The following is an 18841-nucleotide window of genomic DNA, read 5'->3' as shown; positions in this document are numbered from 1 at the left end:
CCCGGCGCGCCTCTGCCCACGAGGTTAGGCTGGTCACATGACGGAACCACGCCATGAATCCATGCCCATATCCACGCCCGCCCAGGCATCCGAGTCCCCGCCCGCGGCTTCCACGCCCGACGCCGCTGCAACAACGCGGCCGGCGCAACCGCCGCAGACACCAGGTGAGCCGCCCTTGGCTGCCCTGTCCATCAGGGGGCTGGCCAAGAGATTCGGCGAGAAGATCGCCGTCGACGGAGTCAGTCTGGAAGTACCGGCGGGCTCGTTCTACGGAATGGTCGGACCCAATGGGGCCGGCAAGACCACCACGCTGTCCATGGCCACAGGCTTGCTGCGTCCTGACTTCGGCACCGCATTGGTCCACGGAGTCGATGTCTGGGCCCAACCACTGGCCGCCAAGAAGCTCATGGGCGTCCTGCCCGATGGCGTCCGCCTGTTCGACCGCCTGACCGGCGAACAATTGGTCACATATTCCGGCCTCCTGCGGGGCATGGATCGTGACGTAGTGGGCACGAGGGTTTCGGAGCTGTTGGCGGCCCTTGACCTCGAAGCCGATGCCGGCTCCCTTGTGGTCGACTACTCGGCCGGCATGACCAAGAAGATTGCCTTGGCATCGGCGCTGATCCATGCGCCGCGGCTGCTGGTGCTGGACGAGCCGTTCGAGTCGGTGGATCCGGTGTCGGCGGCCAACATCCGGGGCATCCTGGAAAGCTATGTAGCGTCCGGGGGCACTGTCATCGTCTCGAGCCACGTGATGGATCTCGTGCAGCGCATGTGCAGCCACGTCGCGGTAGTTGCCGGTGGCCGGGTCCTGGCCGCAGGCTCTGTTGATGAAGTCCGCAACGGTTCGACCCTGGAGGAACGCTTCGTCCAGTTGGTAGGCGGCGGACACCGGACGGAGGGGCTGGAATGGTTGCGCACCTTCTAAGCCTGAAGTGGCGCCTGCTTCTTAACGGGTTCAAGCGGAGCCCATGGCAGTTGGTCGGTATGGCGTTGGGATTGCTCTACGCCTTGGGAATGCTGGTCCTCCTTGTTGGAGGCCTTATAGCGCTGCGGTGGGCCGATCCGGAGATCGCCCACACCGTGGTGGTATTGGGTGGAGTGGCCACTGTCCTGGGCTGGGCGATCATCCCTCTGGTAGCGTCCGCAGCCGACATGACACTGGATCCCGCACGTTTCACCACGTTCGCGATCCCGTCCCGGCAGCTCCTGACCGGTTTGGCTCTTGCTGGATTCATTGGCATCCCCGGCCTGGCAACGTTGATTGCGGCCCTGGGAACGGTAGGGACCTGGTGGCGGAGCGCTCCGTCTGTGGTGGGCGCCTTGCTGGGTGCCGTCCTGGGAGCGCTGACCTGCATCGTGTTGTCAAAGGTGGTGACTACGGCTACCGCCGGCCTTTCGGCCTCACGGCGGTTCAAGGACATCAGCAGCATCATCGTTTTCATCCCCCTGGTCCTGCTGGGACCCATCATGATGGGAATCGTGGAGGGTGTCCGCAACACTTCGGATTACCTTCCCGGGCTCGCCCGTACCCTGTCGTGGACACCCCTCGGTGCAGCGTGGTCGCTCGGCGGGGACCTCGAAGCAGGGGAGTGGGCAGCCGCCGGACTGAAGGTTTTGATTGCGTTGGCCACCATCGGCGCACTGCTGCTGTGCTGGCACTTGCTTCTTCGGCGCGCGCTGGTGACTCCCACCTACTCGGGAGGCTCAGCCCGGAAGGGCGGGAAGCTTGGTCTCTTCGGCACGCTTCCCGGCACTCCTACGGGTGCGGTTATGGCGCGTGCCTTGGTCTATTGGATGAAGGATCCGAGGTATGCGGCATCGTTGGTCATCGTTCCGCTGTTCCCCGTCCTTTTCTTCTTCGGCAGTTCGCAGAGCGGCAGCTACGGGTTGTTCATGATTCTTGGACCGTTGACGGCTTTTACCATGGCCTGGTCCATCTGTGCAGATGTTTCCTACGACAACACCGCTTTCGCGTTGCACCTGGCCGCGGGTGTCCGGGGAATCGATGACCGGTTGGGCCGCGCCTTGGCATGCCTGGTCATCTCACTTCCCGTGGTGCTGGTCTTTACCGTGGGACCGTTGTTCCTCACCGGGGACTGGCAGTGGCTGCCCAACCTTTTGGGATTGTCGCTCGGAACGCTGCTCACGGGGCTGGGACTCTCCTCGGTGATCTCGGCCCGGTATAACATTGCCGTACCCTTGCCTGGCGACAGCCCCTTCAAGAAGCCTCCGGGAAACGTTGCCCAGACATTGCTTGTCCAGGGAGCCGGGATGGCAGTCCTGGCTCTGCTCCTCATTCCGGAACTCGCTTTGGTGGCCGTCCAGGCCTTCAGCGGCGGTCCTGAAGCAGGTTGGATCAATCTCGCGGTTGGTCCTTTGCTGGGCCTGGCTCTTTTCGTGGTGGGCGTTCGCCTCGGGGGGAAGTGGCTCGACGCGCGCGGACCGGAGATGTTTGCCGAGCTCAGCGTTAACCGCTGATTCCGTAATAACCGTGATTGCCGTGGCCTATAGATGGGACATGGGATAACCTCTGTGACAGAAGATGATCCTCAGAAAGAAAGGCCATGACGATGGAAGTTGTCATTCTCCCGGGCACCAAGCAGATCGGTGCGCTTGCTGCCGATGCCATCGAGGCATTGGTGCGGCGAAAGCCGAATGCCGTGCTGGGGCTTGCCACGGGATCATCTCCTTTGCCCATCTATGACGAATTGGCCAGCCGCTACGAAGCCGGGGGCCTGGACTTCAGCCAGGCCCACGGCTTCGCCCTGGACGAATATGTTGGCCTTGAGGCCGGACATCCTGAGTCTTACCGGGAGGTAATCCGGCGTGAATTTACCAACAGGGTGAACATCAAACCGGAGAACGTCCACGGCCCCGATGGTGCCGCCGAAGACCTTGAAGCAGCATGCCAGGACTACGAGGACGCCATTAAGGCCGTCGGAGGCGTGGATCTCCAGATCCTGGGCGTGGGCACTGACGGGCATATCGGGTTCAATGAGCCTGGCTCATCCCTTGCCTCGAGGACACGGATCAAAACCCTGATTGAGCAGACGCGCAAAGACAACGCCCGCTTCTTCGACAGCATCGACGACGTCCCGCACCACGTGGTGACCCAGGGGCTGGGGACCATTATGGACGCCAAGCATGTGGTCCTGGTGGCCACGGGCGCCCAAAAAGCCCAGGCGGTCCGGGATTTCGTGGAAGGCCCGGTGGCTGCGATTTGCGCGGCATCGATCCTGCAGATGCATCCCCACGCCACCATCCTGGTGGATGAAGCGGCAGCTTCATCACTGAAACTGGCTGATTACTACCGGCACACCTACGACAACAAGCCGGAGTGGCAGGGCCTGTAGACGGTAAGATGTTTGGCATGACTACGCTTCCTCCGGATCCATTCGAAAACGACCCCATGCGCGAGCTTTCCGGAGCCGGAACGTCCACTTCCACCATTGAGCGTGAAGAAACACGCCAGGAAGTGGAGCCCGGCGACCGCGAGCGGTTCTCCCACTACGTCCGCAAGGAAAAGATCATGGAGTCGGCCCTGACCGGCGAGCCCGTGATTGCCTTGTGCGGCAAAGTCTGGACGCCGGGCCGCGATCCGCAGAAGTTCCCGGTCTGCCCGGAGTGCAAGGAGATTTACGAAGGCCTCCGTCCCGGCAATGACGGTGGAAACAACGGCGGCCCGGGCAACTCCAAGTAGTGGGTGGGAAGAAAACACAGTCCCCTTCTGAACGTCACCGCTTTCCGGTCCGCTTTTGCGTGCCCGAAAAGCCTGAGGCAACCGCAACTGCCGTGAGGCCGGGGGAGTCAGCATGACAGAAACACTTTTCGGTGGTCCTTCACTGCCTCCCGCGTATCCGGAGCGCGCAGCTTGGGGAACGGCTCCCAAGCTGCGCGCCTGGCAGCAGGAGGCACTTGACCTGTATATGACCCGCAACCCGAAGGACTTCCTCGCCGTGGCGACGCCCGGTGCAGGTAAGACCACCTTCGCCCTGCGGATTGCGACCACGCTGCTGGACAGCGGCGTGGTTAACCGCATCACCATCGTGGCGCCAACGGACCACCTCAAGAGGCAGTGGGCCGATGCTGCCGCCAAGGTGGGTATCGCCATCGATCCCAACTTCAAGAACTCCGACGGCCAGCACGGCAGGGGGTTCGTGGGCGTTGCCGTCACTTACGCACAGGTGGCCAGCAAACCAATGCTGCACCGTGCCAAGACTGAAGCCGCACGCACCCTGGTGATCCTTGATGAGATCCACCACGGTGGTGAAGCCCTGTCGTGGGGCGATGGCCTCCGTGAGGCTTTCGATCCCGCCGCCCGGCGTCTGTCCTTGACGGGTACGCCTTTCCGTTCCGACACCTCACCCATTCCTTTCGTCGATTACGCCGAGGACCGGGACGGGATCCGCAGATCCAAGGCCGATTACACGTACGGCTATGGCAACGCACTGCGGGACCACGTCGTGCGCCCCGTCCTGTTCATGGCCTACTCCGGCCAGATGCGGTGGCGAACCAGTGCCGGGGACGAAATGGCGGCTTCCTTGGGCGAGGCAGCAGTCACCAAGGACATCACCTCACAGGCTTGGCGCACAGCTCTGAATCCCACCGGGGAATGGATTCCCGCCGTCCTGGCAGCTGCGGACAAGCGCCTCAGCGAAGTCCGTCGAACAGTGCCTGACGCCGGTGGCCTGGTGATAGCCACGGACCACGATGACGCCCGCGCCTACGCCGGCCAGTTGAAGAAAATCACCGGCCAATCGCCCACAGTGATTCTCTCGGACGACTCCAAGGCATCGAGCAAGATCGAGGAGTTCTCCGCAGGGGACAAGCGCTGGATGGTCGCCGTGCGCATGGTGTCCGAAGGTGTTGACGTACCCCGCCTCTCCGTGGGCGTCTACGCCACCTCTACCTCGACCCCCTTGTTCTTTGCCCAGGCTGTCGGACGTTTTGTCCGTGCGCGCAAAAGGGGCGAAACGGCGTCGGTCTTCCTGCCGTCGGTACCGCCCTTGATGATTCTCGCCAACACCATGGAGGCCGAGCGCGACCATGCGCTGGACCGCCCTGAAAAGGACGAGGACGGACTTTTCAGTCCCGAAGAAAACCTGATGGCCGAGGCCAACCGCGAAGACAAAGCTTCCGACGAGCTCACCAAGGGCAAATTTGAGGCGTTGGACTCCCAAGCGTCCTTCGACCGTGTCCTGTTCGATGGTGGCGAGTTCGGTACCGGGGCGGACATCGGCTCCGACGAGGAACTGGACTTCCTCGGCATCCCAGGACTCCTTGATGCCGAGCAGGTGGGAACGTTGCTCCGGCAGCGCCAGCACGAGCAGCAGTCGCGCAAGAAGCGGCAGTCGCCACTGGCTGCTGCGGCTTCGCCGGCGATTCCGGACCACCGGATGCTCATGGACCTGCGCAATGAGCTGGCCAAGAACGTTGCCGCGTGGGCTGCCCGGACAGGGACGCCGCACGGGGTGGTCCACACCAAGCTGCGCGAGGTTTGCGGCGGTCCGGCTGTTGCCCAGGCCAACGAGGAGCAACTGCAGGCACGGCTTCGGAAGCTTCAGGACTGGTTCATCGGCCGGAAGTAACCAGTAACAAGCCCACATGACGAAAGGGCGCCGCTACCAGCGGCGCCCTTTCGTCATCTCCGCGTGACTTCAGGGAACGGTGCCCTGGTCAGATGCGATGGTTCAGATGCGATGGTTCAGATGCGATGGGTCAACTGTGATCGACGTCGACGCCGGCAGCTTCCATCTCGTCGAAGGTGTCACTGAGGTCCCCGGCGATTCCCGCGGTGAGGCCGGCGATCACGGTGGTGTTGTATCCGGCCTGGACAGCATCCAAAGCTGTGGCTTTGACGCAATAGTCGGTAGCCAGGCCAACAATCACCACGTCTTCAACGTCATGGCTCTGGAGCCAGTCATCGAGCCCGATCGCGTCCTCGTCGAGTACTTCCTCGACCGCTGCTCCCGCCTTCAGGTCCCCGGTAGGAACATCGTCTTCCGGGGCCAGGACGCCTTCGAAGCCCGAGTAAGCGGCTGTGTACTGTCCTTTGCGGAAGTACGCCTGGATGTACTCAGGGTCAAGGTCCTCATGGAGCTCGGCGCCCTTGCTTCGGGCCCGGCAGTGCGGCGGCCACGAGTCCACCATGTCGGGATCGTCCGAGAAATGGTCGCCCGGTTCGATGTGCCAGTCCTGCGTGGCAACGATGTGATCGAAGTGCTGCTGGTTGGCGTCCACATACTCCGTAATCGCGGCAGCGACATCCGCGCCGCCTTCGACCGCCAAAGTGCCACCCTCACAGAAGTCGTTCTGGACATCAACGATGATCAAGGCCCGGGACATCAGTTCTCCTCGTAAATGGTGGGAATGGCGGCTTCGCCACGCTGCAGGCGGTTCACTACGGGTGGCAGTTCGGCCATGGTTGCCGCATGGCGCTCCTTGGCGCGGACAACACCTTCCGGCCCGGTCCATCCCGGCAGGACCTCGCCGTTCTTGACGAACTGATGAAGCAGCGGACGGTCGTTGCCGTCATCTTCCGGGCGGTGGCCGATGCCCACGACTTCGGCGGTGGCCCTTCCGCGCTCGTTGAGCTTGCGGAGGGCGTACTTGCGGCCACCGACGCTTGCCTTGTTCTTGGCAGCCTTGGCCACGGAGATGAACTCACCGGCGTCGTTGGTGCGGCTGACCAGCTTGTAGACCATGCTCGCCGTCGGAGCGCCTGAACCGGTGACCAGCGACGTCCCCACGCCATAGGAGTCCACCGGGGCAGATTGCAGCGCCGCGATGGCGAACTCGTCCAGGTCCGAGGTCACCACGATGCGCGTGTTGACGTTGCCGAGGTCATCGAGCAGTTGCCGGACCCATTGCGCCTGGGCAACGAGGTCGCCGGAGTCCAGACGTACTGCGCCGAGTTTGTCACCGGCGAGCTCGACGGCGGTCCGAACCGCAGTTTCGACGTCGTAGGTATCGACCAGCAGGGAAGTCCCCGGACCGAAGGTGGCAATCTGGGCTTCGAAGGCCTCGCGCTCGGTGTCATGAAGAAGCGTGAAGGAGTGGGCTGCGGTACCGACGGTTTTGATGCCGTAGCGCCGGCCGGCTTCAAGGTTGGAGGTACTGGCGAAGCCGGCGATGACAGCGGCGCGTGCTGCCGCCGTCGCCGATTCCTCCTGTGTGCGCCGGGAGCCCATCTCGATACAGGGGCGGGTTCCGGCCGCCGAGGTCATCCGTGACGCGGCCGAGGCTATGGCGCTGTCGTGATTAAGGACCGAAAGGACGAACGTCTCAAGGATGCAGGCCTCGGCGAAAGTCGATTCGACGATGAGGATGGGGGAGTTGGGGAAATAGGCATCCCCTTCGGCGTATCCCCAGATGTCGCCGCTGAACTTGTAGTCGGCAAGGTAATCCAGGGTCTCCCTGTTTACTACCTTGTTCTGCTCCAGGAATGCGAGTTCAGCATCGCCGAACCTGAAGTCCGCAATGCCTTCCAGCAAGCGTCCCGTGCCACCCACCACACCGTAGCGGCGGCCATCCGGCAACCGTCGGGCGAAGGCTTCAAACACAGAACGGCGATGCGCGGCACCTGAGTGCAGGGCGGCCTGCAGCATCGTCAGTTCGTAGTGGTCTGTGTACAAGGATGTTGCGGGGTGGTCCCACGACGCGGCTCTACTCACGAATTCACTCTAGTGCGAGCCGCCATAGAATGGACAGATGAGCCCTAGCGTTGCGTTTGGCACGGACATCGATGAGCGGACGGAAGCTGCAGAGCAAACGTCCACTGATGTCCTGACAGCCCCTGATGTCCCCTGGAACCTGGTGATCTGGAACGATCCCGTCAACCTGATGAGCTACGTGAGCTATGTTTTCCAGAGCTACTTCGGCTACTCCGAGTCGAAAGCACACAAGTTGATGATGGAGGTCCACAAGAAGGGCCGCTCCATCGTTGCGTTCGGAAGCAAGGAACAAGTGGAGCAGCATGCGGTGGCCATGCACGGTTTTGGCCTGTGGGCCACCGTGGAGAAGGCTGCCAGTGGCAATGAAACACCCGGAAAGGGCGGCCGCCAGCGTGGCTAAGGCATTCAAATACGGTCTTAAAGGCATCACCGGGTTCCTTGAACCGGCTGAACGTGATCTCCTCCGCGGATTGCTGGACGACGTCATCTCCATGCTGGACCCGGAAGTCCGGGAGAACGAAGACCCGCTGGCTGCCCTGATTGGCCTGGACATGGACGTTAAGCAGCCAACGGACAGGGCCCTGCTGCGGCTCCTGCCCAACGTTATGAAGGACGACGACGGCGGCTCGCTTGAGTTCCGGCAACTCACCGAACGCTCAGTCCGGGAAAGCAAAATCGGCGCCCTGCGGGCAACGGCCATGGGTTTGGACAAGGAAGACCTGGTCCTGACGCCCGAGGAGGCTGCCCGGTGGTCAATGGCTCTCAACGACGTCAGGCTTGTTCTGGCCGAACGTCTGGACATCCGCGATGAAGCGGACGCCGAGCACATCCACACCATGCAGGACTGGAGCCAGGCTGAAGATGTGGAGAGCTACTTGGCCCTGGTCTACAACTTCACTACGTGGCTGCAGGAGTCCTTGGTGCAGGCCATGATCTCTGCCAGGCAGGCAAAATCCTGATCCCGGGGGCCTGGCGCCACCCACGCCTTGTGACACATAAGACACGAGGCGGAGGACACACCTGATGGCCGCACTCCACGGGAAGCCTTATTCTCGAATAATCATGACTTCAGCATCGGGTTCACAAAGCGGCGCTACGGGCAGTAGCGCCCCCGTCAGCACAGGGGAAATCGTGGGAACGCGCCCGATCGGTATTTTTGATTCCGGCGTGGGCGGATTGACGGTGGCACGATCCATTATCGACCAGCTGCCCAACGAATCCATACTCTACGTTGGCGATACTGCCAACGGACCGTACGGTCCGCTCCCGATTGCAGAGGTCCGCGCCAACGCCCTTGGCGTGATGGACGAACTCGTGGACTCCGGAGTGAAGCTCCTGACCATTGCCTGCAACTCGGCATCGGCGGCTGTGCTTCGCGATGCGAGGGAAAGGTACACGGCCCGGTACGGCATCCCGGTGATTGAAGTGATTCAACCGGCTGTCCGCCGTGCGGTTTCAGCCACCCGGTCCGGAAAGATCGGCGTCATCGGAACATCTGCCACGGTGGGTTCACGAGCATATGAGGACACCTTTGCCGCTGCTCCGGACCTCACCATCACCTCCGTGGCCTGCCCGGCTTTTGTGAGTTTCGTGGAGGCTGGCGTCACCACCGGACCTGAGCTCCTGGCGGCCGCCAACGAGTATCTCGCCCCGCTCAAGGATGCCGGCGTGGACACCGTCGTCCTCGGATGCACGCACTATCCCTTGCTGACCGGGGTCATCTCGTTCGTCATGGGTGAGGACGTCACGCTGGTTTCCAGTGCGGAAGAAACCGCCAAGGACGTCTACCGGGCCCTGGCCACCCACGGTATCCAGCGCACCGGGTCGAGTGCGCCGAGCCACGAGTTCATCGCCACCGGGGACGCTGCGCAGTTTGAGATACTGGCGCGCCGTTTCCTGGGACCCGAAGTCCTCTCCGTGAAGCATGTCGACCACGTGGCAGCGCAGTATCCCACCGGCAGCCTCGCCCGGATCACCCCCGAGATGCTGGAAGCAGCCAAGTCCGGTGCCGGCCTTGGCCGCCGCTCGTATTTCGTGAACCCCGGAGCGAGCGCGGACGCAGCCATGGGGCGTGGCTTGTGAAGCTGACCATTGTCGGGTGCACCGGATCCTTCCCCGGACCGGGATCGCCGGCGTCGTGCTACCTCGTCACCGCCCATGACGGCGAACGCGAGTGGAAAATCGTCATGGACCTTGGCAGCGGTGCCTTGGGTGCCATCCAGCGCTACACGGACCTTGAAGACATCGACGCGATCTTCCTCACGCACCTGCATCCTGACCACTGCATGGACCTGTGCGGCCTCCACGTCGCGGTGCGCTGGAAGCCGGGCGGCTGGGGACGGGACCGCCTTCCCGTGTGGGGCCCGGCTGCCACTGCCGACCGGATGGCCACGGCCTACGGTTTGGAGCTGGACCCGGGGATGCATGAGGAATTCGATTTCACCAACTGGACCGAGCTCAAGCCCGTCACTGTTGGTCCCTTCACCGTGACGCCGTTCGCCGTGAACCACCCGGTGGAGGAGGCCTACGCCTTGCGCGTCACGGCCACCGAACCGGGCAAGGACGGTGTCCCCGTGACCAAGATCCTGACGTATTCGGGCGACACCGATTCCTGTCAGGGACTGGAAGACGCCGCCAAGGGGTCGGACCTCTTCCTGTGCGAGGCGGCCTTTGAAGAGGGGCGGGACGACGACATCAAGGACGTCCACCTCACCGGCAAGCGTGCGGGCGAGGCTGCAACGAGTGCAGGAGCCAAACGCCTTCTCCTCACTCACATCCCCGTGTGGACGTCGCAAACAAAAGTGTTGTCCGAGGCCAAGCCAGTGTTCGCCGGGGACGTCGCCGTCGCCGTGGCCGGAGTCCACTACACGATCTAGCAGCCACTGCACGATCCAGCAGCCACCGCACGCTCCGGCAAGGCCCGGCGGTGGCAGTACCGTCATCGTCGCTAAGCTTGGAGCATGACTTCTGAAGCTACAGCCACACCCGTCGTCCGCGCCGATGGCCGGACCCCTGACCAACTGCGACCCATCAGTATCACCCGCGGCTGGTCCAAGCAGGCTGAGGGTTCTGCCCTGATCGAGTTCGGCAACACCCGGGTTCTGTGCACCGCTTCCCTGACCGAGGGCGTGCCACGCTGGCTCAAGGGCGAAGGCCGCGGCTGGGTGACGGCCGAATACGCCATGCTTCCCCGTGCCACGAACACCCGTTCGGACCGTGAGTCCGTCAAGGGCAAGATCGGTGGCCGCACCCACGAAATCTCCCGCCTGATCGGTCGCTCCCTGCGCTCCATCATCGATACCAAGGCACTCGGCGAGAACACGATCGTCCTGGACTGCGACGTCCTGCAGGCCGACGGCGGCACCCGCACCGCTGCCATCACTGGCGCTTACGTCGCGCTCGCCGAGGCCATCCGCTTTGCCCGGGAGAACAAGCTCATCTCCCGCAATGCCGAGCCCCTTGTGGACACCATTGCGGCGGTTTCCGTTGGCATCATCGACGGTGTCCCCATGCTGGACCTGCCCTACGTTGAAGACGTCCGCGCGGAGACCGACATGAACGTCGTCGTTACAGGCTCGGGCAAATTCGTCGAGGTCCAGGGCACCGCGGAAGGTGCTCCGTTCGACCGCGACGAACTCAATGCCCTTCTCGACCTTGCGCTGCTGGGCACAACCCAACTCGCCGCCATCCAGCGCGAAACGCTGGCGGAAGCTCCGTGAGCGCCGCTTCAGCGGCCATCGGCCCCCGCCTCGTTCTCGCCACGCACAACAAGGGCAAGCTGAAGGAACTCCGTGAACTGCTGCGGGGCCAGGTGCCGGGCCTCGACGTCGATACCCAAGTGGTGGATGCCGCCGCAGCGGGTGCCCCCGACGTGGCAGAAACCGGCGTCACCTTTGCCGAGAATTCGCTGCTCAAGGCCCGTGCCGTGGCCGAAGCGACCGGCTTGGTTGCCATCGCCGACGACTCCGGGCTGGCAGTGGATGTCCTGGGCGGCGCACCCGGGATCTTTTCTGCCCGCTGGTCGGGCCGGCACGGCGACGACACCGGCAACCTGAACCTGCTGTTGGCACAACTGTCCGATGTTCCGGACCAGTTCCGTGGGGCAGCGTTCGTGTGCGCCGCGGCCCTGGCTGTCCCGGGGACGGATGGCATCGCCCACGAGACCGTGGAGTACGGCCAGCTGGAGGGGACGCTTCTTCGTGAGCCCCGCGGTGAAGGGGGCTTCGGTTACGATCCTGTGCTGCAACCTGCCGGCATGGATCGCAGCTGCGCCGAGCTGAGCTCCGAGGAAAAGAACGCCATCAGCCATCGTGGCCAAGCGTTCCGGGCTTTGCTGCCTGCGGTCATCGCTGCTCTTTCCGGGACCGCGACGCCGACGCAGCAGTAACGTCATCGGCTGACTGTGCAGCCGTCAAAGAAGAGGCACCCCGCGTTCGCGTGGTGCCTCTTCTTTGCTGTGAAGCTTTTGCTGTGGCGCTGCGGGAGCCTTAGTGCTCGCCGTGCTTCCCACCGTCATGTTCTTCGATGAATTCCTCCACCGGGTCCGTCCCTTCGGCTGCGGCTTTACGCTTCGCCACAAAGCCGCGGGTGACCTCGATGATGACCGGGATGACGGAGATCAGCACGATGACAATGAAGATGATGTCCAGGTTCTTGCTGACCCAGGGGATACGATCGCCCAGAACGTAACCCAGGAACGTGACGCCGCCGCCCCACAGCACTGCGCCGATGACGTTGAAGATGAAGAACTTGCGCTTGTCCATCTGGGCAACGCCCACAATGACGGGGACGAACGTGCGGATGATGGGGACGAACCGCGCCAGGATCAACGCTTTCCCGCCGTGCTTCTCGAAGAAGGCGTGGGCGCTCTCGACGTTCTCTTTCTTGAAGAGCTTTGAGTCCGGACGGTTGAAAATCGCTGGACCGGCCTTGGAACCGATGAGGTAGCCCGTCTGGTTGCCGATGATCGCGGAGACGATGATCAGGCCGGCCAGGGCCCAGATGTTGAACTTGATTGTATCCGTGGCAACCAGCAGGCCCGCGGTAAACAGCATTGAGTCGCCGGGCAGGAAGAAGCCCACCAGCAGGCCCGTCTCCGCAAAGACGATGCCGCACACGAGGAGTACAACCCACGGTGCCAGGGCAGGATCGGCCAGGAAGATCTGGGGGTTGAGCCAGTCGGGCAGGAACGAAGCCATGGAGGGCTGCACCGGTCCTGCACCCCCGAAAGTGGATACGGCAAGGTCGCTCATCGCAGAAAAGATCACCCAACAAGCCTACTGGACGGCCGTCGTCGTCTTTTTCGGCGAAAGTCTTGACTCAAACTTCGGCGGTTGTATGGTTAGTTACATGAGTAATGAACCAATGAGGCGGTGTTGCTCATGATCGATGACAGCAAACCGATCTTCATGCAGATCGCCGAACTCATCGAGAACGGAATCGTGGACGGCAGCCTGGCCGAGGAATCCCAAGTGCCTTCCACCAATGAGTTCGCAGCTTTCCACCGTATTAATCCGGCAACGGCAGCCAAGGGCGTCAACGTGCTGGTGGATTCAGGAATTCTCTACAAACGCAGGGGGATAGGGATGTTCGTGGCGACAGGGGCGCGCGCCAACGTGATAGCGCGGCGCACCGAGGAATTCTTCGAACAATACGTCAAGCCGCTGGCACTGGAAGCCCGAAAGCTGGGGATCTCGAAGGAGCAGCTGAACACCATGATTGAACGCAGTTCCGGACTCGCACCTGACTCCGGAACGGACAAGGAAAGGAGCGCGGCCCTGTGAGCGATACCGTCGTCGAGGCCCGTAACCTGTTCAAGAAATACAAGGATCTCAACGCGCTGGACAACGTCAACCTGAGCCTCCCGGCCAACCGCATCTACGGCTTGCTCGGACGTAATGGCGCCGGCAAGACCACCTTGATGTCCGTCCTTACGGCCCAGGCCTTCGCGAGTTCGGGCGAAGCCCTCGTCTTCGGCTCCGGCGCTTACGAGGACGACTCTGTGCTGTCCCGTATCTGTTTCATCCGAGAGTCCCAAAAATACCCGGATGACTTCCAGCCCAGGCACGCCTTCCGCTCCGCCGCGCTGTTCTACAGGAACTGGGACCAGAAGTTCGCGGACCGGCTGGCTGAGGACTTCCAGCTCCCCGTCAAGAGACGAATCAAAAAGCTCTCCCGCGGCCAGCTGTCCGCCGTAGGAGTCATCATCGGCCTTGCCTCACGCGCAGAACTGACGTTCTTCGACGAGCCGTACTTGGGACTCGACGCCGTAGCCCGGCAATTGTTCTATGACCGGTTGGTGGAGGACTACGCGGAACATCCGCGAACCATCATCCTGTCCTCCCACCTGATCGATGAGGTAGCCAACCTTCTGGAACACGTAGTTGTTATCGATCGGGGCCGGATCATCATGAACGCGGACGCGGAGGACATCCGTGGTTCCGCCGTGACTGTTTCCGGTTCCGCGGACAAGGTGGACTCTTTCCTCTCCGGCCGGAAGATCCTTCATCGCGAAACCCTCGGTTCCCTGGCCTCGGTGACTGTGGACGAGACGCTCAACAGCCGCGAACGCGCGGAAGCGCAGGAGCTGGGGCTTGAACTCTCGCCCGTATCCCTGCAGCAGTTGGTGGTTCGCAAAACCATGGCCGGAGCCGGCACCAAGGGACAGGGTGCCCAGGAGTTCGCAGACGACGCGTTGGAGGCAAAGCGATGAGCAGAACACTAGCGGTTGCCCGGATGCAACTGATCAACAAGTGGACCTACATTGGATGGCCGCTGACCATCCTGGCCGCTTCGTTCCTGATGTCGCTGGCCATCTTTGCGCTTATTCCCGTCAACGAGGGCAAATACGGCGGTGGAAGCCAAGCCCCCTTGTGGTACTTCCTGGTGCTCGGAATCCAGAGCATGACCTTGGTGTTCCCGTTCTCCCAGGGACTGAGCATCAGTCGTCGGGCTTTCTACCTGGGTACTGTGGGGCTCTTCTCGCTCATCGCTCTTGGCATGACAGGCCTTTATCTCCTGGGTGGTGCCATTGAAGGGGCAACGAACGGTTGGGGTGTCTATGGCTACTTCTTCAAGATTCCGTGGGTCACGGACGGGCCTTGGTACTCAACAGCGGCCTTCTTCTTCGTGGTGATGATGTTCATGTTCATCATCGGGTTCTGGTTCGCCACCATCTTCAAGCGCTGGGGGACAACCGGAACTCTGGTATCAACGCTGGGAACGGCGGTGGCCCTCATCGGCCTGGCTGCGCTGGCAACCCTGCTGGGATGGTGGGGCGCAGTGGGAAGCTGGACGGCCCAGCAGACCCCACTGAGCGTCAGCGGGTGGATGGCATTGTTGTGCGTGGCACTCGCAGCCGGCTCCTACGCCACTCTTCGCCACGCCACACCTTAGGCAACACGGTAAGCAACACGATGTAGCGTTCCCCACATTAGCGGTGCAAGTGGCCGCCCCGCCGTCGAAATCGGCAGGGGCGGCCTTTTCCGGCTGTAATCTTGTCCAGTGGCATTGGACTTTACGGCGATCGACTTTGAAACAGCCAACGGCTTCAGGGGGTCGCCCTGTTCAGTGGGTCTCAGCAAGGTCCGCAACGGGGTTGTTGTGGAGGAAGCCTCCTGGCTGATGCGTCCCCCGGAGAACCACGATCATTTTGAGTTCCACAACACCCGCATCCACGGCATCCGTGCCGAGGACGTAGCGGGCCAGCCCAGGTTCGGTGAGCTGTTCCCCGAAATCGGCGCGTTCATCGGCGGCGATATCCTGGCCGCACACAACGCCGCCTTCGACCTCGGAGTCATCAGGTCGGGGTTGGAAGTCTCCGGTCTCGCCGGGCCGGCCTACGACTACGTCTGCACCGTGATGCTTTCGCGCCGGTGCTATTCACTCGTTTCGAACTCCCTGCCGTATGCGGCCGAAGAAGCCGGCGTACCGCTCGTGAACCATCACGACGCCGCAGAGGATGCCCGCGCATGCGCCGGGATCCTGGTGGACATCGCACGGCGCAACGATGCCAACAGCATCGCCGAGCTCTACCTTTCCCTGGGACTCAGCCTGCCAAGCCAGCCCGCTTTCGACCCCGCCTTCGGATTGTCCAAGGCGACGATGTCCGCGTTGGCCGCCAGGACCGGCAGCTCCTTCGAGCGAACACTGGACCGCACTCCGGGCATCGCCGGCGGCTGGTCTGCCTGGCCGGAGGAAGGACCCAATCCTCTGCCCAACCCCGCGGCAGAGCCCGGCCACCCCCTGTTCGGGCAAACAGTGGTCTTCACCGGAGACCTCGCGATCACCCGGCCGGAAGCCAAATCGCGGGCCGCGGAGATGGGCGCCCGGCCCGAAAGCCGCGTCACCGCCCGGACCACGGTTCTCATTGTCGGCGACGGTTTCGTGGCCGGAGACCTTCGTGCCGGACGGCTCACGGGCAAAGCCAAACGGGTCCTGGAACTCCACGCCAAGGGCCAACAAATCGAGGTCGTCTCGGAGGGCGAGTTCCTGCAGATGGTCGGCGGCGCATAAGGCCCCGCGGGTCATAGTGCGCAACAATGCTTCCTGTCCGGGGAGCGGGACTCCTAGCCTTGGCTAATGAGCAAGCCAAGCGTTTCCCTGGCCCCGGCGCGGCAAACTGCCAACGCCCCGGCGGGCGGGGTTGATTGGCGGAGAGTCTTCGCTTTCCCCAACCCGGTCAACGAATACGCCGCCCGGATAACTGCCGGCCTGGTGGTGATCCTTGCCGTTACGACGCTGCTGACCAGCTGGGGTGGGGGACTGGTAGCACTGGCGACCGGCTTCTGGCTGCGGGTCCTGTTTGGTCCCCGGATTTCCCCGTTGGCACTGCTGTCCGTCAAAGTCCTGGCGCCCAGGATCGGGCGTGCCAAGCTGGTGCCCGGTCCTCCCAAGCGCTTCGCCCAAGGCATCGGGGCAGCTTTGACGAGTGCCGCCGTCGTGTTGTTCTTCACCGGCTTGCAGCCGGCGGCATGGGTGCTGCTCGCGTTGTTGATCGTGGCAGCCTCACTGGAATCGCTGGCTGGCTTTTGCCTCGGTTGCGCCATCTTTGGCTTCCTCCAGCGCCGGGGTTTTATCCCCGCCGACGTGTGCGAGGAGTGCGCCGACATCTCCGTTCGCAGATCGTAGAGTCCCTCAGCCGGTGGTCACGGCAAGCAGCCTGTCCGCCATGCCGCGAATGACCTCGGGGGCTTCCAGTGCTTCCAGCCAGTCCGCGGGAAGGCACTCTTCACCATAAAAGGCGCCCAGGATGTTTCCTGCGATGGAGCCTGTGGAGTCGCTGTCGCCGCTGTGGTTTACGGCAACCGCCACAGCATTGCGGAAGTGCTCGGCGGGGTCCCCGCCGCTGGTAGCCAGAACGGCGTAAAGCCCGACGGCGAGTGCCTCCTCGGCAACCCACCCCTCACCGAGCGCTGCGGTCAGCTCTTCCGGGCTCAATACTGTGTTCCGGGCGGACAACTGCAACGCGGCTTCAAGGCTCTCGGAGAGCTCCGGGGCCTTGGTGGGGACGTTGTTCACATATGCGAGGGCTTCCTTGGCTGCGTCCCGGACATCGCTGCCGGCAACAATGTGATGGATCAGCAGGCTGAAGGCGGCCGCGCTTAGCCGTGCTGAAGGGTGTCCGTGGGTCAACGAGGCTGCGTCGGAACTGAGTTTGTAGACGGCGTCCCGGGAGATGTGGGGGATCAGGCCGAACGGCGCCGAACGCATTACTGTGCCGCATCCTTTGGACTCAGGATTCACCGGCCGCGCCACCGTTCCCATCTCGCCCGAGGCCAGGCCACTGAGGCAGGCGTTGCCCGGAGCCCGCCGGTGCCGGAGCACAGCCTGGGCATCGATCCACCGGGGCTGCGGGACGGGCGCTGACGAGGAAACCGCAACGTCCTGCGTCGCAAGCCAGCGCAGGTAGGCAAGCCACAGGCAGGCGATCTCGTCTGCCGCCACTCCATCGTTCGCCCATTCGAGCGCCTCCACCAGACCATCCACCGTGTACAGCGTCATCTGGGTGTCGTCCGAAAAGTGGCTGCCGCCGTCGAGCTGTTCAAACGAGGTCAGTCCCGCGGAGCCGTAGCGTGCCCGAATCGCCGCGATGGAGTCAAACTCGACGGCGTATCCCAGGGAATCGCCCAGGGCCCCGCCCAAAAGGGAGCCGTAGACACGGGACTTGAAGGACGGCGTGGCGGGGGAAGTAGCTTCAACACTCATGCCAGTAACTTACCGTGCCCGTGAGGCCCCGCTGATATGGTGGGGAAGCTGTCCGGCACTGCGAAAACTTGGAGAGATAACGTGCGTGAACCTGCTTGGCGACGAACAGGTAAAACACCTGACTACAGGTTTTCGATGGCGAATGAGCGTACTTTCCTGGCCTGGATCCGCACTTCGCTGGCTCTGCTTGCCGGCGCTGTGGCCGTAGATCAGTTGGCGCCGAATATCGCGCCGACGCCCGTCCGGCTGGTTTTATGCGTCCTGCTGGCCCTCGTAGGGGCCGGCCTGGCGGCACTGTCCTACCGCCGGTGGGGCCAGATGGAAGCAGCGATGCGGCAGGACCAGGCACTGCCTTTCTCACGGGTGATGTTATTCATGACCATAGTGGTAGCCGTGGCAGCGTTCGCCTTCGCGGTGCTGATCCTGGTGGCCCGATGAGCAGGAAGACCCAGTGACCGGCACCGTTCCGGAAAGTACCCGGGATCCCGGCCTGCAGCCCGAGCGGACCACCCTTGCCTGGCGCAGGACGCTGATCTCCCTGGTGGTGGTGGACCTGTTCATCTGGCGGAGTTGGCTGACATCAGAGCCTTCCTCCGGCACCATCGTTACCGGCCTGCCTGGACTGGACTACCAAGGGATCTGTGCGCTGGCCGCCGCGGCGGCCACCGTTGTCCTCGCTTCCGTGGTGTGGGTGCGCTCACGGCAACTCCAGGCCGGCTTCCAGGCAGCCCCCACGCGGTTGATCCTGGCCAGCACCCTGTCCGTGATGGGCCTGGGCGCCGCCGCGATCGCGGCCATTTCCTTGGGCGGATAAGCTCAAGGGGCAGCTTTCATCGCCTCCAGCGTTGACCCAGCAACCGTCCAGATTCGGGTGGCAAGATACTCGAGGGCTCCTGGCGCGTTGAAAGGCGTGCCCTAGTGTTGCCCGCTGTGCTTCGGCACCAGCGCACCAACTTTCA

22 protein-coding genes are annotated in these 18841 nt (G+C 62.9%); 18 read left to right on the top strand and 4 right to left on the bottom strand.

Annotated features, from left to right (window positions below; genetic code table 11):
* Positions 1-37: 37 nt before the first annotated feature.
* The 5 genes from JMY29_RS12315 (at position 38) to JMY29_RS12295 (ending at position 5591) form a co-directional block, all read left to right on the top strand.
* Positions 38-928 (top strand): ABC transporter ATP-binding protein, encoded by an 891-nt coding sequence (locus tag JMY29_RS12315; protein WP_110503957.1) that lies wholly within the window; start codon positions 38-40, stop codon positions 926-928.
* Complete coding sequence (locus tag JMY29_RS12310) at positions 910-2481, top strand: hypothetical protein (protein ID WP_026266924.1); 1572 nt, start codon at positions 910-912, stop codon at positions 2479-2481. Before JMY29_RS12315 ends, JMY29_RS12310 begins: the two co-directional genes overlap by 19 nt.
* Before the next feature lie 92 nt (positions 2482-2573).
* The gene (gene nagB, locus JMY29_RS12305) at positions 2574-3356 is read left to right on the top strand and encodes a glucosamine-6-phosphate deaminase (RefSeq protein ID WP_026266923.1); all 783 of its coding nucleotides are present in this window, start codon (positions 2574-2576) and stop codon (positions 3354-3356) included.
* A gap of 8 nt (positions 3357-3364) precedes the next feature.
* Positions 3365-3703 carry a DUF3039 domain-containing protein gene (locus tag JMY29_RS12300; protein WP_018776325.1) on the top strand — a complete coding sequence of 113 codons (339 nt, stop codon included), beginning with the start codon at positions 3365-3367 and terminating at the stop codon, positions 3701-3703.
* A gap of 112 nt (positions 3704-3815) precedes the next feature.
* On the top strand, positions 3816-5591 hold the full coding sequence (locus JMY29_RS12295) for a DEAD/DEAH box helicase (RefSeq protein WP_189075146.1): 1776 nt from the start codon (positions 3816-3818) through the stop codon (positions 5589-5591).
* 130 nt (positions 5592-5721) lie between these two features.
* Here JMY29_RS12295 and JMY29_RS12290 read toward each other — a convergent pair whose 3' ends face one another.
* Both JMY29_RS12290 and JMY29_RS12285 read right to left on the bottom strand, forming a co-directional pair.
* The gene (locus tag JMY29_RS12290) at positions 5722-6348 is read right to left on the bottom strand and encodes an isochorismatase family protein (protein ID WP_018776323.1); all 627 of its coding nucleotides are present in this window, start codon (positions 6346-6348) and stop codon (positions 5722-5724) included.
* A complete protein-coding gene (locus tag JMY29_RS12285) occupies positions 6348-7676 on the bottom strand; it encodes a nicotinate phosphoribosyltransferase (protein WP_026266922.1) in 1329 nt (442 codons plus the stop codon). Before JMY29_RS12285 ends, JMY29_RS12290 begins: the two co-directional genes overlap by 1 nt.
* 37 nt (positions 7677-7713) lie before the next feature.
* Between JMY29_RS12285 and clpS the strand changes: the two genes are divergently transcribed.
* The 6 genes from clpS to rdgB all read left to right on the top strand — a co-directional run bounded on the left by clpS (position 7714) and on the right by rdgB (position 12063).
* On the top strand, positions 7714-8076 hold the full coding sequence (clpS, locus tag JMY29_RS12280) for an ATP-dependent Clp protease adapter ClpS (RefSeq protein ID WP_018776321.1): 363 nt from the start codon (positions 7714-7716) through the stop codon (positions 8074-8076).
* A complete protein-coding gene (locus JMY29_RS12275; RefSeq protein ID WP_018776320.1) occupies positions 8069-8635 on the top strand; it encodes a DUF2017 domain-containing protein in 567 nt (188 codons plus the stop codon). The genes clpS and JMY29_RS12275 overlap by 8 nt, the downstream gene beginning before the upstream one ends.
* A 64-nt stretch (positions 8636-8699) precedes the next feature.
* Positions 8700-9758 carry a glutamate racemase gene (murI, locus tag JMY29_RS12270; protein ID WP_035733078.1) on the top strand — a complete coding sequence of 353 codons (1059 nt, stop codon included), beginning with the start codon at positions 8700-8702 and terminating at the stop codon, positions 9756-9758.
* Positions 9755-10552, top strand: coding sequence for an MBL fold metallo-hydrolase (locus JMY29_RS12265; RefSeq protein ID WP_018776318.1), 798 nt, complete (start codon positions 9755-9757; stop codon positions 10550-10552). Before murI ends, JMY29_RS12265 begins: the two co-directional genes overlap by 4 nt.
* An 84-nt stretch (positions 10553-10636) precedes the next feature.
* On the top strand, positions 10637-11395 hold the full coding sequence (rph, locus tag JMY29_RS12260; protein WP_018776317.1) for a ribonuclease PH: 759 nt from the start codon (positions 10637-10639) through the stop codon (positions 11393-11395).
* A complete protein-coding gene (rdgB, locus tag JMY29_RS12255) occupies positions 11392-12063 on the top strand; it encodes an RdgB/HAM1 family non-canonical purine NTP pyrophosphatase (RefSeq protein WP_189075145.1) in 672 nt (223 codons plus the stop codon). The genes rph and rdgB overlap by 4 nt, the downstream gene beginning before the upstream one ends.
* A gap of 100 nt (positions 12064-12163) precedes the next feature.
* On the opposite strand, the gene JMY29_RS12250 is transcribed toward rdgB, so the two are convergent.
* Positions 12164-12928 carry a DedA family protein gene (locus JMY29_RS12250; protein WP_018776315.1) on the bottom strand — a complete coding sequence of 255 codons (765 nt, stop codon included), beginning with the start codon at positions 12926-12928 and terminating at the stop codon, positions 12164-12166.
* A 129-nt stretch (positions 12929-13057) separates the two neighbouring features.
* On the opposite strand from JMY29_RS12250, the gene JMY29_RS12245 reads away from it, so the two are divergent.
* From JMY29_RS12245 to JMY29_RS12225, 5 genes are all read left to right on the top strand, one after another.
* On the top strand, positions 13058-13459 hold the full coding sequence (locus JMY29_RS12245; RefSeq protein ID WP_179128283.1) for a GntR family transcriptional regulator: 402 nt from the start codon (positions 13058-13060) through the stop codon (positions 13457-13459).
* Entirely contained in the window at positions 13456-14388 is a 933-nt protein-coding gene (locus tag JMY29_RS12240; protein ID WP_055972142.1) for an ABC transporter ATP-binding protein, read from the top strand. The genes JMY29_RS12245 and JMY29_RS12240 overlap by 4 nt, the downstream gene beginning before the upstream one ends.
* Positions 14385-15071, top strand: a complete 687-nt coding sequence (locus tag JMY29_RS12235; RefSeq protein ID WP_189075144.1) for a hypothetical protein — start codon at positions 14385-14387, stop codon at positions 15069-15071. Before JMY29_RS12240 ends, JMY29_RS12235 begins: the two co-directional genes overlap by 4 nt.
* Positions 15072-15179: 108 nt before the next feature.
* Entirely contained in the window at positions 15180-16190 is a 1011-nt protein-coding gene (locus JMY29_RS12230; protein WP_018776311.1) for an exonuclease domain-containing protein, read from the top strand.
* A gap of 66 nt (positions 16191-16256) precedes the next feature.
* On the top strand, positions 16257-16805 hold the full coding sequence (locus JMY29_RS12225; RefSeq protein WP_189075143.1) for a DUF4395 domain-containing protein: 549 nt from the start codon (positions 16257-16259) through the stop codon (positions 16803-16805).
* Positions 16806-16811: 6 nt separating this feature from the next.
* Here JMY29_RS12225 and JMY29_RS12220 read toward each other — a convergent pair whose 3' ends face one another.
* Complete coding sequence (locus JMY29_RS12220; protein ID WP_189075142.1) at positions 16812-17882, bottom strand: ADP-ribosylglycohydrolase family protein; 1071 nt, start codon at positions 17880-17882, stop codon at positions 16812-16814.
* A gap of 135 nt (positions 17883-18017) precedes the next feature.
* On the opposite strand from JMY29_RS12220, the gene JMY29_RS12215 reads away from it, so the two are divergent.
* Entirely contained in the window at positions 18018-18320 is a 303-nt protein-coding gene (locus tag JMY29_RS12215) for a YidH family protein (RefSeq protein WP_018776308.1), read from the top strand.
* 13 nt (positions 18321-18333) lie between these two features.
* Complete coding sequence (locus JMY29_RS12210) at positions 18334-18696, top strand: DUF202 domain-containing protein (RefSeq protein WP_189075141.1); 363 nt, start codon at positions 18334-18336, stop codon at positions 18694-18696.
* Positions 18697-18841 lie beyond the last annotated feature (145 nt).

This window comes from Paenarthrobacter nicotinovorans, from assembly GCF_021919345.1.
Lineage (GTDB): Bacteria > Actinomycetota > Actinomycetes > Actinomycetales > Micrococcaceae > Arthrobacter > Arthrobacter nicotinovorans.
The sequence above is the reverse complement of the archived record's forward strand: the minus strand, read 5'-3'. Positions and strand labels throughout refer to the sequence as shown.